Source organism: Reyranella sp. (assembly GCF_017305915.1).
Taxonomy (GTDB): Bacteria; Pseudomonadota; Alphaproteobacteria; order Reyranellales; family Reyranellaceae; genus Reyranella.
Window position 1 is genome coordinate 27,768 of the sequence record NZ_JAFKJN010000022.1, and the last position, 13,304, is coordinate 41,071.

Consider the following 13,304-nt stretch of genomic DNA (forward strand, 5'->3'; position numbering starts at 1 on the left):
TCCCCTACCGTTTGCCATACCCCAAACCCCGCTGGCACACCCGCAGGGGCACTATCACGCCCTCGTCCGGCCCGCACCCCAGAATCGGTAGAGTTCCGTCGAGTCGCCCGCGAATAGGTTGCGATCACAATGGGTTACGCCGGGGACCGCCCGCGACACAGTGCCGTAGGCGGCATTGGCGTCGGTCTCGTCGGCGAGGTACTGCCAAAGCTTCCAGCCGCGATTGGCCCAGGCGTAGGGCAATTCCGGCTCCTCGCGGTGGTCGGCCAGCCACAGATCGCAGCGCGCCAGGATCGAGTTGGGGCCGACCGGCTCCTTCAGGCGGAGGCCGCGCCGACCGGACTTCTCGCCGTTGGCCCAGCGGGCATGGGTGTAGACCATCGGCAGCCGGCCGGTCGCCTGCTGGACGACGCGCACGAATTCCTCGGCCTGCGCCAGGGTCATGGTGTTGTTGGGATTGGGATCGTTGTACTCGAAGTCGAGCGCGATGAGGGTTCGCGATGTGGGCCGGACCACGTTGAGGAAGGACTGGGCCTGCCGGGCGCCGGAATACTGCCGGGTGCCGAAGTGATAGGCGCCCCACAGCAGGCCCGCCGACTCGGCCTGCACGCGGCGCTCCGAGTAGGAGGGATCGATCCAGTCGCCGCCCTCGGTGGCTTTGTGGATCACCGCAAGGATCTCGTTCCTGCGCACCAGGTTGAAGTCGCTGACGCGCACGTTGTGGCTGATGTCGATCACCGCATCGAGGCCGTTGGCCGAGGGTTTCCAACTGCCACCGCCGGGCGGCGCATAGGCGAAGGAGGGAGCGGGAGGGTGGCGACTGCCGCATCCGGCGAGCGACAGGCCCGATAGTCCGGTGAAACCACCGAGCAGACCGCGACGAGAAATCATCCAGCCTCCTGTAGGGGGAGGCCCACCATACCGCAACCGGTTGAAGCGTGCGACCTTTCGGTGACAAAAAACGGTGCGTAATCAACGGGCTGTGACGATTTCCTCAATCTCTTTCCGCAACTCTATATGGCGAGTTCGAGAATCTCCTTCACCTGCTCGGGGCCGGGAATAGGGCGCGGATTGCGCGGCACCCACGGCGTGCCCATCGCCTGCTTGGCGATGCGATCGAAATGGTCGCGGCCGATCTTCACCTCGTGCAGGCTGCGCGGCATGTCGAGGCCGCGGATGAAGGCGTCGAGCACGTCGCCCGCATCCTTGCCGGGCTGGCCCATTGCCGCCGCGACCAGCGTCTGGCGCGGCGCGTTGACCGATTTGTTCCAGCGCATCACCGACGGCAGCATGATGCACGAAGTGTGGCCGTGCGGGATGTCGAACACCGCGCCCAGCACGTAGCCGATGCCGTGGCTCGCGCCCATCGGCACGCCGGCGACCAGCGGCGCCATCGAGAGCCACGAGCCGAGCTGGCAGTCGAGCCGTGCGTCCAGGTCACTGGGATCGGCCTTTACCTTGGGCAGGCCGCGCGCCAGCAGCGACAGGCCGTGCAGCGCCGAGGCGTCGCCGTAGGCGGTGGCTTCGTTGGAACAAGTTCCTTCTACGCAGTGATCGACCGCGCGGATGCCTGTCGACAGCCATAACCATTGTGGCGTGTGACGAGTAACTGCTGGATCGAGGGCCACTGCGCGCGGCACGATGTCGGGATGGCGGAACAGTTCCTTCACCTTGGTGCGCTCGTCGGTGACGCCGGCGATCGGCGAGAATTCGCCGGCCGACAGCGTGGTCGGGATCGAGATCTGCGACACCGTCGGCGGCTTCACGGGATGAGGCGCGCGCACGGCGTCCATCGCTTCCGGTGTGCGGATGTCGTTGGCGAGGCAGAGCTGCACCGCCTTGGCGCCGTCGGTGATCGAGCCGCCGCCCAGCGTGACGATCAGGTCGGCGCGTGCCGCGCGGGCCTGCTCGCTGGCCGCGATCACCGCCGCCCGCGGCGTGTGCGGCGGCATTTTGTCGAAGGTGCCGACGCACTTGTTGCCCAGCGCCCGGCGCAGCTTGTCGATCTCGTCGGTGGTGCGGTTGAGCGTGCCGCTCACCATCAGGAACACCCGCTCGGCGCCGCGCTTCTGCGCCAGCGCGGCGACCGTTTCGGCAGCCGGCTTGCCCCAGACGACTTCTTCCATCCTGCTGAAGACAACCTGGCCGGCCTGCGTCATGACGCTCCTCCCTCTTCCTCCTCCCCCGGTCATCCGGGGAAGGCCGGGAGGGGGAAAGCCAAGGCATGTCTCGTTGCCTTCCCCCACCTGTATCCTCCCCCGTATGACGGGGGAGGATGTTGAGGTAGCCTAGACGCCATGAGCGGATCACGGAACGGCGCCATCGCGCGCGCAGAGAAATATTTCGACGACGGCGGCTTCCTGGCGGACCTGCAGCGCCGCGTCGCCATTCCCACCACCAGCCAGGAGCAGGGCTCGATGCCTGCCCTGCAGCAGTACGTCTCGGACGAGATGACCGAGTCGCTGAGCAAGCTCGGCTACGATTGTACCGTGCTGCCCAATCCGCGGCCCGAGTACGGCCCGTTCCTGATCGCCCGCCGGGTCGAGGACGAGAAGAAGCCGACCGTGCTGACCTACGGCCATGGCGACGTGATCCGCGGCCAGGAGGATCAATGGCGGCAGGGCCTGTCGCCGTGGAACATCGTGATCGAAGGCGAGAAGATGTATGGCCGCGGCACCGCCGACAACAAGGGCCAGCACACGATCAACATCGCCGCCCTTGCCTGCGTGCTCGAGGAGCGCGGTGCGCTGGGCTTCAACTCGACCATCCTGATCGAGACCGGCGAGGAGACCGGCTCGCCGGGCCTCGCCGAGTTCTGCAAGGCCAACAAGGCGGCGCTCAAGGCCGACGCGCTGATCGGCTCGGACGGCCCGCGGCTCGACCATCGCCGGCCGTGCATCTTCGGCGGCACGCGCGGCACGATGAACTTCAACCTCAAGCTCAGCTATCGCGAGGGCGGCCACCACTCGGGCAACTGGGGCGGCTTGCTCGCCAATCCCGGCATCGTCATGGCGCACGCGCTGGCGACCATCACCGACGAGCGCGGCCAGATCAAGGTGCCGGAATGGCGTCCGAAGACGCTGACCAACTCGGTGCGTGCGGCACTCGCCGACGTCTCCATCGATGCCGGCGAGGGCGCGCCGAAGATCCATGAGGACTGGGGCGAGAAAGGCCTGACGCCGATCGAGCGCGTGTTCGGCTGGAATTCCTTTGAAGTCCTGGCATTCAAGACAGGCAATCCCGACCGGCCGGTCAACGCCATCCCGCCGTCGGCGATCGCCTATTGCCAGCTCCGCTTCGTGGTCGGCACCGATCCGCACGACATCGTGCCGGCGCTGCGCCGTCATCTCGAGAAGCACGGCTTCGGCGACATCGCGGTCGAGCCGGCGCGCGAGGTGATCATGAACGCCACCCGCCTCGATCCCGACAGCCCGTGGGCCAAGTTCGCCGCGAAGTCGCTGGAGCAGACCGCCGGCGCCAAGCCGCACATCCTGCCCAACCTCGGCGGTTCGCTGCCGAACGAGGTGTTCACCGACATCCTGGGCCTGCCGACCGTCTGGGTGCCGCATTCCTACGCCGCCTGCTCGCAGCATGCGCCGAACGAGCATCTGCTGGCCCCGGTGGCGCGCGAGGGCCTGCGCCTGATGACCGGGCTGTTCTGGGACCTCGGCGAGGGACGGCCCGCCTGACCGCGGACGAAGCCGCCGACCTCATCCAGGCGATCGCCGACCGACAGGATCGCGCGGCCTTCGCCAACCTCTTCCGGCACTACGCCCCTCGCATCAAGGCCTTCATGATGAAGGGTGGCGCCGACCCTGAATCCGCGCAGGAGATCGCGCAGGAGGCTCTGATCATGGTGTGGCGCAAGGCGGCGAGCTTCGACCGCACCAAGGCCTCGGCCGCGACCTGGATCTACACCATCGCGCGCAACAAGCGGATCGACCTGATGCGCCGCAGCGGGCGGCCGGGCCTCTCGGAGGAGGATTGGCTCACGGTCTATGCCCCGGACGAGGTCGACGCCGACCAATCCGTCCTCGCCGGGCAAACGTACATGCGGATGAAGGAGCTGATGGAAGGTCTCTCTGCCGACCAGCGGGTCGTTCTCCAGAAGGCATTCTTCGAGGACAGGACGCACACGGCCATCGCCGAGGACCTGGGGTTGCCGCTCGGCACGGTGAAGTCACGGATTCGCCTCGCGCTCGCCAAGCTGCGCGAAGCAATGGAACGGGAAGAGAAGGAGACATGAGCCGCCATCGCGCGCCCGACGAGCTGCTGCTCGACTACGCCGCCGGCCTGCTGGCCGAAGGGCCGGCGCTGGCGGTGGCGCTGCATGTCGCGCTCGATGCCGAGGCGTGGCGCGCCGTCCGCCGGCTGCGCGGGCTGGGTGGTGCGCTGCTCGAGAGCGAGGTCGGCGCCGAGATGGGCGAGGCGGCGCTCGAACAGGCGCTGGCGCGACTGGACGACGTGCCGGTCGACGACCCGCGGCCGACTGCGGCGCGGCAGCCGGACTTCACCCCTGGCTTCGACTGGGCGCCGGCGCCGTTGCGGCCCTACCTCGCAGGCAAGAGCTGGCGGCGCGCCTTCGGCGGCTTCGAGGAGATCCGGCTCGACCTGCATGGCGACCACCATCGCGTCGCGCTCTTGAAGCTCGAGCCAGGGCGCGGCCTGCCGGTCCATCTTCATGTTGCCGACGAGTACACGGTCGTGCTGCAGGGCGGTTACACCGACAACACCGGCAACTACGTCGTCGGCGATTTCGCGGTCGGGCCGGGGCCCGTCGCGCACGAGCCGATCGCCGATCCGGGCGAGCCCTGCATCGCGCTGATCGTGCTCGAGAAGCCGATCGTGCTGACCGGCTTCTGGGCGCGGCTGTTCAACCCATTATTGCGCCGCGGCTGGATGTAATTCAGGCTCGGGTCAGAGGGAGACCCATGCCGCGCATTCCATATTTCGACGTCGATCAGGCTTCGGGCAAGCACGCCGAGTTCCTGGACAAGCTCAAGCCGCATCTCAACATCTATCGCATGCTCGCCAACTCCGAGGCCGGCCTGAAAGGCTTCATCCGGATGGGCAACGCGCTGCTCTACCGCTGCGAGCTCGATGCGGGCCTGCGTGAGCTCGCGATCGTCCGGGTCGGGCGGCTGAGCCGCGCCGCCTACGAAGTGTTCCAGCACGAGCGCATCGGCCGAGAAGCCGGCGTCGACGAGGCCAAGATCGCGGCGCTGCGCGAGGCGACGATCGAGGCGCCGGTCTTCGCCGACAACGAGAAGGCCGTGCTGCGCTTCACCGACGACGTGGTGCGCAACGTCAAGGCGTCGGACAGGAACCTGAAGGCCGTGCAGGCCTTCCTGTCGCCGGGCGCGGTGGTCGAGCTCACGCTGACCGTCGGCTACTACATGATGGTCTGCCGCTTCCTCGAAACCACTGGCGTCGAGGGCGAGGAGGGGCAGGCGGAGTGGCTGAAGACGGCGAAGCTGTAAAATTCCTCCCCATTCATATGGGGAGGTGTCCCCGAAGGGGACGGAGGGGTCAGGGCAACAGTCGCGATGCTTTTGACCCCTCCGCCCCGTATGACGGGGCACCTCCCCCGATGACGGGGGAGGAGAAGGAGAGGCAATGGCGTACCGCGTCCTGATCGCGCAGTTCATGCACGAGACGAACACCTTCAGCAAACTCAAGACCACGCTCGACGACTACCGCCGCCGCTGGCTGATCGACGGCGAGGAGATGGTTCCGCGTTTCAAGGGAACGCGGAACGAGGTCGGTGGCTACATCGATTCGGCAGACAAGTACGGCTGGACGCCGGTCTATGCGGCGGCGGCGAACGCGACGCCGTCTGGCGCGCTGACCAGGGAGACCTGGGAGACGATCCGCGACAAGATCCTCGATGCGGCGAAGAAGGCGGGCAAGCTCGACGCGGTGTGCCTGTCGCTGCATGGCGCGATGGTGACGGAGACCGAGGACGACGCCGAGGGCGCGCTGCTCGAGGCGCTGCGGAGGATCGTCGGGCCCGACGTGCCGATGGTCGCGACGCTCGACTTGCACGCCAATGCCACGGTGAAGATGGCGAAGAACGCCAATGCGCTGGTGAGCTTCCGCACCTATCCGCACATCGACGGCTACGAGCGCGCGGTGCAGGCGGCGGCACTGGTGCAGGAGGCGCTGACCGGCAAGAAGAAGCCGCGCTGCCTGCTCAGCCAGCCGGCGATGCTCGAGGGCGCCGACCATGGTCGCACGACGCAGCCCGGCGAGATGCGCGACCTGCTGGCCAAGGCCGACGTCTACGAGAAGGAGCCGGGGATCAACGTGGTCAGCATCCAGGTCGGCTTCACCTGGTCGGACATTCCCTACACTGGCCCCTCGATCGCCGTCAGCCATGAGCCGGAAGCCGCCGGGCGGGCCGGCGAGATTTGCCGGGCGCTGATCGACGAGATCTGGCGGCGACGCGACGAGACCTTGTCGGCTCGCAAGAATGGTTATCGCAGCGTCGCCGACGGCATCGCCGCGGCGCGCGCCAAGACCGACAAGCAGGGGCCGCTGGTGCTGGCCGACGGCACCGACAATCCGGGCGGTGGCGGCTACAACGACACCACGCCGGTGCTGCGGGCGCTGCTCGACGCCGGCATCCGGAACGCCGCGGTCGGCACGATCTACGATCCGGACACGGTGCAGCAGGCGATGAAAGCCGGCGTCGGCGCCGAGATCGACGTCGAGCTGGGCGGGCACACCGACGAATCGATGGGCAAGCCGGTCAAGGCGAAGGCCGTCGTGAAGATGCTGTCCGACGGCGTGTTCAGGAACGACGGACCGATGAATGCCGGCGTCGAGAGCAACATGGGTCCGACCGCGGTGCTGCGCATCGGCGGTATCGATGTCGTCACCATCTCCAACCGCATCCAGACCATCGACCTGCAGACCTTCCTGAGCCAGGGCATCGACCCGCGCGCCAGGGACGTGCTGGTGGTGAAGAGCGTGCAGCACTTCCGCGCCGCCTACGCGCCGATCGCGCGCGAGATCGTGCTGGTCGATTCAGGCGGCATCTGCTCGCCCGACATCTCGCGGCTGAAGTTCAGGAAGCTGCGCCGCCCGATCTGGCCGCTCGACGGCGTCAACGATCCCTATGCCGGAGCGCGCGCATGAGGCCCTACGTCATCTGCCATATGGTCAGCAGCGTCGACGGCCGCATCTGGGGCAGCCGCTGGCGGCCGAAGGCCAACGTCGTGCCCAACCTGTTCGAGACGCTGCACGACCGGATGGGCGGCGGCTCGTGGCTGTGCGGCCGGGTGACAGCGGAGGAGTTCGCCAAGGGCAAGGGGCAGGTCTATCCGCCGACCGACCAGAAGCTCCCGCGCGAGAACTGGTACGCCACGCGCGACGCCAGGACCTGGGGCATCTTTCTCGACGCGCACGGCAAGGCGGTGTGGCAGCGCGCCGACATCGGCGGTGATGCGATCCTCGTGATCCTGACCGAGCAGGTGCCGGATTCGCACCTCGCGGGGCTCAGGAGCGACGGCGTCTCCTACATCTTCGCCGGCAAGACCGAGATCGACCTCGCGGCGGCGCTCGAGACGCTGAACCGCGAGCTCGGGATCGAGCGGCTGATGCTGGAGGGCGGCGGCGGGGCCAACGGCGCGCTGCTGCGGGCGAGCCTGGTCGACGAGCTGAGCCTGGTGATCACCGCCGCAATCGACGGCAGTTCGGGGGCGCCGACCGTGTTCAACTCCGGCGATACCGATCTTGGCCCGGCGCCGATCGAGAGCATGACCCTGATCGGCCACGAGGTCCTGGAGAAGGGCGCGGTCTGGCTGCGATACAAACTGGGTTAGTCGTCCATTGCACATCGTCTTGTCGATCGCGACCGCCATTAACGAGGCCCGCCAGAAATGGAGAAAATGGGCGAAAATGGTCGGACATGTCAGACGCGCTTCCGACCGCGCGGCAATCAGTCGGCGGCTTCCCTGTCGAGGAAGTGGAGCACGCCGTCGCTGCGCTCGCCCTTGAGGTAGCGGAACGTGCCGGCGCCTGTCGCGATGAGGTCGCCGTGCTGGTCGTAGATCTCGGTCTCGGCCGCGAAGGTGCTCTGGCTGGTCGACGGCCGCCAGGCGCCGAGGATGCTGAGCACGTCGCCGTCGCGCGCCGCCTTGATGAACTGCGTGGTGAAGGCCAGCGTGACGCTGAGCCGCCGCGCCGTTCCCGTCTCGTTGAAGGTGCAGGCGAAGCCCGAGGCGCTGTCGAGCAAGGTCATCAGCACGCCGCCATGCAGCAGGCCGTTGGCGTTGCACAGCTCGGGCCGAATTTTCAGTCGCATCTCGACGAAGCCGTGGCGCCACGCCACGACCTCGTGCCCGATCAGTCCGTTGAAACCGCGGAACTCGTGAGACGCGACCGGCCGAGCATCGGCCGGTCGTTGGATTGCCATCTGTCGGTCGTCGCCGTGGCTTTAGCGGCGGGCCATGGCGGACATCGGCGGGCGATGGCCGTTGCCGTTGCCGTTGGTCATCGGACGGCCGGCCGGCGCGACGGCAGCGCCGGCCGACGGCTGCGCCGCCATGCCGGTGCGGATGTCGCGCGCCACCTTGACCAGGCGCGGGCCCCAGTCGGCCTCGAGCCGGTCGCGGCTGATCTGGTAGATCGGCGCCGAAGCGTTCACGGCATAGGCCGCGGTGCCGTCGGTGTTGCGCAGCGGCACGCCGACGCCGCACAGCTCGGGCAGCCACTCGCCCCAGGTGACGCAGAAGCCGCGGTCGGCCAGCTCCTTGAACGAGCGCTCGAGGCCGGTCTTCACCTTGGTCCAGTCGTCGCGCCAGCGGCGGCGGATCGCATCGATCTGCTTGTTGCGGTCGACGTCGGGCAGCGAGAACAGATAGGCGCGGCCCATCGCCGTGCTCGCCATCGGCACGCGGGTGCCGACGTCATGGGTGATCGCCACCACCGACGGACCACGGCAGGCCTCGAGGTAGATCATCGAATGACGGTCGCGGCCGCCCAGCGCGGTCGAGGCGTTGAGCGCATGCGCGAGGGTCTCGAGCGGCTGGCGCGAGGCGCGGCGCACGTCCATCGACGAGATCGCGGCATAGCCGAGCGCCAGAACCGAGGCGCCGAGCTCGTACTTGCGGAAGCGGCGGATGTAGTTGAGGTAGCCCAGCTCGGTCAGCGTGTGGGTGAGGCGCGCCACCGTCGGCTTCGGCAGGCCTGTGCGATGGGCGATCTCCTGGTTGCCGAGCATGCCCTCGCCGGCGTGGAACGCGCGGAGGATATCGAGGCCGCGGGCCAGGGCCGTGACGAACTGGCGATCCTTGGCCGGGATGCCCTCAGCAAGCCCGTTTTCGACGGAGCTCTGCAGGGCCGCGGTTCGCGTGACGAGGTGGCTGACATTACCCATGGGTCGTTCTCTCCTATGAATGGCTGTTCATTTCTGCGGGCCGAAAGCTGCCATCCACAGGAGAGCCCCGCAATGCGAGCAGGGGCATTTTGGTATGCGAACGTGCAAGGCCGCCATGTCACAATGGCGGGATTCGCTGTCAGGAGTTGTGCAAGCTCTAAGGCCTTCGCGCAAATGGACGATTTCCACTTCCCCCGGCCGGCTGTGCTACCATTGGCCTTCCCCCTGAAAGAGGCGCCCTGTGGCCAAAGAACCTATCGTCCCTAAGGACATCGCCAGCCTGTCTTTCGAAGACGCCCTGAAGGAGCTCGAGGGCATCGTCCAGCAGCTCGAGCGCGGCCAGGTGAAGCTAGACGAGGCGATCACGGCCTATGAGCGTGGTGCATTGCTCAAGCGCCACTGCGAGCAAAAACTTGCCGAGGCCAAGATGAAGGTCGAGAAGATCGTGTTCTCCGCCGACGGCACCGTCAGCAGCCAACCCGCCGAAACAGCCTGACGTAACGTACGCTTTCGTCCCATGCCCCTATCGTCGTTCAGTGCGTTCGAGCCGGCTTTGGCCTATGCGGCCTCGTCGACCGAGCAGACCATGGATCGCCTGCTGCCACGCCGCTACCCGGAAGGGGGCGACGCCGGCGAGGCGCGCGTCTTCGACGCCATGCGCTATTCCAGCCTCGGCGGCGGCAAGCGGCTGCGCGCGTTCTTCGTGCTGGCCAGCGCCACGTTGTTCAAGGTCGGTGCAACGCCGGCGCTGCGCACCGCCAGCGCCATCGAGTTCCTGCACGCCTATTCGTTGATCCACGACGATCTGCCGGCGATGGACGACGACGATCTGCGCCGCGGCAAGCCGACCTGCCACAAGCAATTCGACGAAGCGACGGCGATCCTGGCCGGCGATGCGCTGCAGGCGCTGGCCTTCGAGGTGCTGGCGCACGAGGGCACGCACGGCGATCCGGCGGTGCGCACGGCGCTGGTGTCGGAGCTTGCCAAGGCCGCCGGCGCGCAGGGTATGGTCGGCGGCCAGATGCTCGACCTGATGGCCGAGACTCAAGCCCAGACGTCGATCGGCGCCATCACGCGGCTGCAGCGGCTGAAGACCGGGGCGCTGATCTCGTTTTCCTGCATGGCCGGGGCGATCCTCGGCAAGGCGGCCGAGCCGCTCAGGGTTGCACTTGCGGCCTATGCGCACGATCTTGGGTTGGCGTTCCAGATCGTCGACGATCTGCTCGACGTCGAAGGCGACGCGGCCACGCTCGGCAAGGCGACCAACAAGGATGCCGCTGCCGGCAAGGCGACGTTTGTGTCGATCCTCGGGCTGGAGCGGGCGCGGTCACAGGCTGCACTGCTTGCGCAACAAGCGGCCGACCATCTCGAGCCCTTCGGGCCCAAGGCTGAGCTGCTGAAGCAGGCCGCCAAATTCGTGGTGACGCGTCGTGCGTGAACATTCGGCTCCACAACTTCTCAACATCGTATGGTCTAACCTCGTATGGTCTATAGTGTGACGCCATGACCGGTCAGAGTTCGACACCACTGCTCGATACCGTCAACGTGCCGGCCGACATCCGTCGGCTGCGGCCCGAGCAGCTGCGCCAGCTTGCCGACGAACTGCGCCAGGAGACGGTCTCGGCCGTCTCGGTCACCGGCGGCCATCTCGGCGCGGGACTGGGCGTGGTCGAGCTCACCGTCGCGCTGCACTACATCTTCGACACGCCGCGCGATCGTTTGATCTGGGACGTCGGCCACCAGGCCTATCCGCACAAGATCGTCACCGGCCGCCGCAGCCGGATCCGCACGCTGCGGCAGGAGAACGGACTCTCGGGCTTCACCAAGCGCAGCGAGAGCGAATACGACCCGTTCGGCGCGGCGCACTCCTCGACCTCGATCTCGGCGGGGCTCGGCATGGCGGTGGCGCGCGACCTCGCCGGCAACAACAACAACGTGATCGCGGTGATCGGCGACGGCGCGATGAGCGCCGGCATGGCCTACGAGGCGATGAACAACGCCGGCCACCTGCGCAGCCGGCTGATCGTGATCCTGAACGACAACGACATGTCGATCGCGCCGCCGGTCGGTGCGATGTCGGCGCACCTGTCGCGCCTGCTGTCGGGGCAGCCCTACGTCACGCTGCGCAATCTCGGCCGCTCGGTCGCCGAGGTGCTGCCGCGGCCGCTCGAGATGGCGGCGCGCCGCGCCGAGGAGTTTGCGCGCGGCTTCGTCGCCGGCGGCACGCTGTTCGACGAGATGGGCTTCTATTACGTCGGCCCGGTCGACGGCCACAATCTCGACCATCTGCTGCCGGTGCTGCGCAACGCCCGCGACAGCCGGCTCGACAAGCCGATCCTGGTCCATGCCGTCACCAAGAAGGGCAAGGGCTATCCGCCGGCCGAGGCCAGCGCCGACAAGTACCACGGCGTGGTCAAGTTCGACGTCATCACCGGCAAGCAGGCCAAGCCGGTGGCCAATGCGCCGGCTTTCCAGGCGGTGTTCGCCAAGGCGCTGATCGCCGAGGCCGAGGTCGACAAGAAGATCGTCGCCATCACCGCCGCGATGCCGTCGGGCACCAGCCTCGACAAGTTCGCCGAGCGCTTCCCCGAGCGGACGTTCGACGTCGGCATCGCCGAGCAGCATGGCGTCACCTTCGCCGCGGGGCTCGCCACCGAGGGCTTCAAGCCGTTCGCGGCGATCTACTCGACCTTCCTGCAGCGCGCCTTCGACCAGGTGGTGCACGACGTCGCCATCCAGAGGCTGCCGGTGCGCTTCGCCATCGATCGCGCCGGCCTGGTCGGCGCCGACGGCGCGACCCATGCCGGCTCGTTCGACGTCGCCTATCTCTCGTGCCTGCCGGACTTCGTGGTGATGGCCGCGGCCGACGAGCTCGACCTGATGCACATGGTGGCGACGGCGGCGGCGATCGACGACCGGCCCTCGGCCTTCCGCTATCCGCGCGGCGAGGGCGTCGGCATCGAGCTGCCGGCCAAGGGCACGCCGCTGGAGATCGGCAAGGGCCGCATCCTGCGCGAGGGCACCAAGATCGCGATCCTGAACCTGGGCGCGCGGCTCGCCGAATGCCTGACCGCCGCCGAGGATCTCGCGGCCAAGGGGCTCAGCACGACGGTGGCCGATGCGCGCTTCGCCAAGCCGCTCGACACCAAGCTGGTCGAACGCCTGGCGCGCGAGCACGAGGTGCTGATCACCATCGAGGAGGGCTCGGTCGGCGGCTTCGCCAGCCACGTGCTGCAGCATCTGGCGACCACCGGCATGCTCGACCACGGCCTCAAGGTCCGCCCGATGGTGCTGCCCGACCGCTTCATCGACCACGCCTCGCCGGCCCGCCAGTACGCCGAGGCGGGCCTCGACGCGCCGCACATCGTGGCGACGGCGCTGGCGGCGCTCGGCCAGCGGGCGGAGCGGGCGCGGGGATAGGCGGCTTCACGCCTGGATCGAGCGGCCGAAGAACGACGTCGCCCAACAATTCGAAGCCGTCGCAGACGATGCGGATGGGGGCGATTTCCGCAGGATGCGCATCAGGCGGCAGGCCTCCCTGGATCTTGTAGTTCCTGATGCCGAGGCTGCGTCGCCTTCGCCATTTGCTTCTCATGTCGGCCAGGTTGGCGGCTTGAGATGCGAGGAAGAGATGATCCGGATTGACGCAGCGGCGTTGATCGCAGCGATGACAAACGACCATGCCGCGGCGAATCGGACCATGCTTGATGGACCAGGACCAGCGGTGAGCAAAGAGTGTGCGGCCGCCGTAGTTGTACGCGGCCGTATCCGCTTTGCGAGGCATGGCCTTGCCAGATCAGGCAACCCGAAAGCGGGTCGGGCTTCGTCCAGAAGGCAAGGCGCCGTTGGGCTGTCCAGGAAGGGTGACTGTAGCGTCGTCGGGTATGCGCGCGCGGATGTGTCTTCTTCATCGGCGCATTTT

Annotated in this window: 14 protein-coding genes; 9 read left to right on the plus strand and 5 right to left on the minus strand. The window is 67.6% G+C overall.

The window, feature by feature from the left end:
* Positions 1–54: 54 nt before the first annotated feature.
* Both J0J01_RS21680 and J0J01_RS21685 read right to left on the minus strand, forming a co-directional pair.
* A complete protein-coding gene (locus tag J0J01_RS21680; RefSeq protein WP_296384467.1) occupies positions 55–891 on the minus strand; it encodes a glycoside hydrolase family 25 protein in 837 nt (278 codons plus the stop codon).
* Positions 892–1,013: 122 nt separating this feature from the next.
* Positions 1,014–2,159 carry an iron-containing alcohol dehydrogenase gene (locus tag J0J01_RS21685; RefSeq protein WP_296384469.1) on the minus strand — a complete coding sequence of 382 codons (1,146 nt, stop codon included), beginning with the start codon at positions 2,157–2,159 and terminating at the stop codon, positions 1,014–1,016.
* 138 nt (positions 2,160–2,297) lie between these two features.
* On the opposite strand from J0J01_RS21685, the gene J0J01_RS21690 reads away from it, so the two are divergent.
* The 6 genes from J0J01_RS21690 (at position 2,298) to J0J01_RS21715 (ending at position 7,826) form a co-directional block, all read left to right on the plus strand.
* Positions 2,298–3,689: a M20 family metallopeptidase gene (locus J0J01_RS21690; RefSeq protein WP_296384471.1), complete on the plus strand. Its 1,392-nt coding sequence runs from the start codon at positions 2,298–2,300 to the stop codon at positions 3,687–3,689.
* 107 nt (positions 3,690–3,796) lie between these two features.
* Positions 3,797–4,246, plus strand: coding sequence for a sigma-70 family RNA polymerase sigma factor (locus tag J0J01_RS21695; protein WP_296384473.1), 450 nt, complete (start codon positions 3,797–3,799; stop codon positions 4,244–4,246).
* Positions 4,243–4,905, plus strand: coding sequence for a ChrR family anti-sigma-E factor (locus J0J01_RS21700; protein WP_296384476.1), 663 nt, complete (start codon positions 4,243–4,245; stop codon positions 4,903–4,905). Before J0J01_RS21695 ends, J0J01_RS21700 begins: the two co-directional genes overlap by 4 nt.
* 26 nt (positions 4,906–4,931) lie before the next feature.
* Positions 4,932–5,480: a carboxymuconolactone decarboxylase family protein gene (locus J0J01_RS21705; RefSeq protein WP_296384478.1), complete on the plus strand. Its 549-nt coding sequence runs from the start codon at positions 4,932–4,934 to the stop codon at positions 5,478–5,480.
* Positions 5,481–5,616: 136 nt separating this feature from the next.
* Positions 5,617–7,140: a M81 family metallopeptidase gene (locus tag J0J01_RS21710; RefSeq protein ID WP_296384480.1), complete on the plus strand. Its 1,524-nt coding sequence runs from the start codon at positions 5,617–5,619 to the stop codon at positions 7,138–7,140.
* Positions 7,137–7,826: a dihydrofolate reductase family protein gene (locus J0J01_RS21715; protein ID WP_296384482.1), complete on the plus strand. Its 690-nt coding sequence runs from the start codon at positions 7,137–7,139 to the stop codon at positions 7,824–7,826. Before J0J01_RS21710 ends, J0J01_RS21715 begins: the two co-directional genes overlap by 4 nt.
* A gap of 116 nt (positions 7,827–7,942) precedes the next feature.
* On the opposite strand, the gene J0J01_RS21720 is transcribed toward J0J01_RS21715, so the two are convergent.
* Positions 7,943–8,419 (minus strand): PaaI family thioesterase, encoded by a 477-nt coding sequence (locus J0J01_RS21720; RefSeq protein WP_296384485.1) that lies wholly within the window; start codon positions 8,417–8,419, stop codon positions 7,943–7,945.
* A gap of 21 nt (positions 8,420–8,440) precedes the next feature.
* On the minus strand, positions 8,441–9,382 hold the full coding sequence (locus J0J01_RS21725; RefSeq protein WP_296384487.1) for an IclR family transcriptional regulator: 942 nt from the start codon (positions 9,380–9,382) through the stop codon (positions 8,441–8,443).
* Between the two features lie 256 nt (positions 9,383–9,638).
* Here J0J01_RS21725 and J0J01_RS21730 point away from each other — a divergent pair, with 256 nt between their 5' ends.
* From J0J01_RS21730 to dxs, 3 genes are all read left to right on the plus strand, one after another.
* Positions 9,639–9,878, plus strand: a complete 240-nt coding sequence (locus J0J01_RS21730; RefSeq protein ID WP_296384683.1) for an exodeoxyribonuclease VII small subunit — start codon at positions 9,639–9,641, stop codon at positions 9,876–9,878.
* A gap of 21 nt (positions 9,879–9,899) precedes the next feature.
* Positions 9,900–10,820, plus strand: coding sequence for a polyprenyl synthetase family protein (locus tag J0J01_RS21735; RefSeq protein WP_296384489.1), 921 nt, complete (start codon positions 9,900–9,902; stop codon positions 10,818–10,820).
* 65 nt (positions 10,821–10,885) lie between these two features.
* Positions 10,886–12,802, plus strand: coding sequence for a 1-deoxy-D-xylulose-5-phosphate synthase (gene dxs, locus J0J01_RS21740; protein ID WP_296384491.1), 1,917 nt, complete (start codon positions 10,886–10,888; stop codon positions 12,800–12,802).
* Here dxs and J0J01_RS32745 read toward each other — a convergent pair.
* A complete protein-coding gene (locus J0J01_RS32745; RefSeq protein WP_365737874.1) occupies positions 12,687–13,166 on the minus strand; it encodes an HNH endonuclease signature motif containing protein in 480 nt (159 codons plus the stop codon). The genes dxs and J0J01_RS32745 overlap by 116 nt on opposite strands.
* Positions 13,167–13,304: the final 138 nt, after the last annotated feature.

What these genes read in the sequence shown, in the direction of transcription:
- J0J01_RS21695 (WP_296384473.1), top strand. Translation starts at nt 3,797, where the DNA reads ATGAAGGGTGGCGCCGACCCTGAATCCGCGCAGGAGATCGCGCAGGAG.
- J0J01_RS21735 (WP_296384489.1), top strand. Translation starts at nt 9,900, where the DNA reads ATGCCCCTATCGTCGTTCAGTGCGTTCGAGCCGGCTTTGGCCTATGCG.
- dxs (WP_296384491.1), top strand. Translation starts at nt 10,886, where the DNA reads ATGACCGGTCAGAGTTCGACACCACTGCTCGATACCGTCAACGTGCCG.
- J0J01_RS21720 (WP_296384485.1), bottom strand. Translation starts at nt 8,419, where the DNA reads ATGGCAATCCAACGACCGGCCGATGCTCGGCCGGTCGCGTCTCACGAG.
- J0J01_RS21705 (WP_296384478.1), top strand. Translation starts at nt 4,932, where the DNA reads ATGCCGCGCATTCCATATTTCGACGTCGATCAGGCTTCGGGCAAGCAC.
- J0J01_RS21710 (WP_296384480.1), top strand. Translation starts at nt 5,617, where the DNA reads ATGGCGTACCGCGTCCTGATCGCGCAGTTCATGCACGAGACGAACACC.
- J0J01_RS21680 (WP_296384467.1), bottom strand. Translation starts at nt 891, where the DNA reads ATGATTTCTCGTCGCGGTCTGCTCGGTGGTTTCACCGGACTATCGGGC.
- J0J01_RS21725 (WP_296384487.1), bottom strand. Translation starts at nt 9,382, where the DNA reads ATGGGTAATGTCAGCCACCTCGTCACGCGAACCGCGGCCCTGCAGAGC.
- J0J01_RS21685 (WP_296384469.1), bottom strand. Translation starts at nt 2,159, where the DNA reads ATGACGCAGGCCGGCCAGGTTGTCTTCAGCAGGATGGAAGAAGTCGTC.
- J0J01_RS21690 (WP_296384471.1), top strand. Translation starts at nt 2,298, where the DNA reads ATGAGCGGATCACGGAACGGCGCCATCGCGCGCGCAGAGAAATATTTC.
- J0J01_RS32745 (WP_365737874.1), bottom strand. Translation starts at nt 13,166, where the DNA reads ATGCCTCGCAAAGCGGATACGGCCGCGTACAACTACGGCGGCCGCACA.
- J0J01_RS21715 (WP_296384482.1), top strand. Translation starts at nt 7,137, where the DNA reads ATGAGGCCCTACGTCATCTGCCATATGGTCAGCAGCGTCGACGGCCGC.
- J0J01_RS21700 (WP_296384476.1), top strand. Translation starts at nt 4,243, where the DNA reads ATGAGCCGCCATCGCGCGCCCGACGAGCTGCTGCTCGACTACGCCGCC.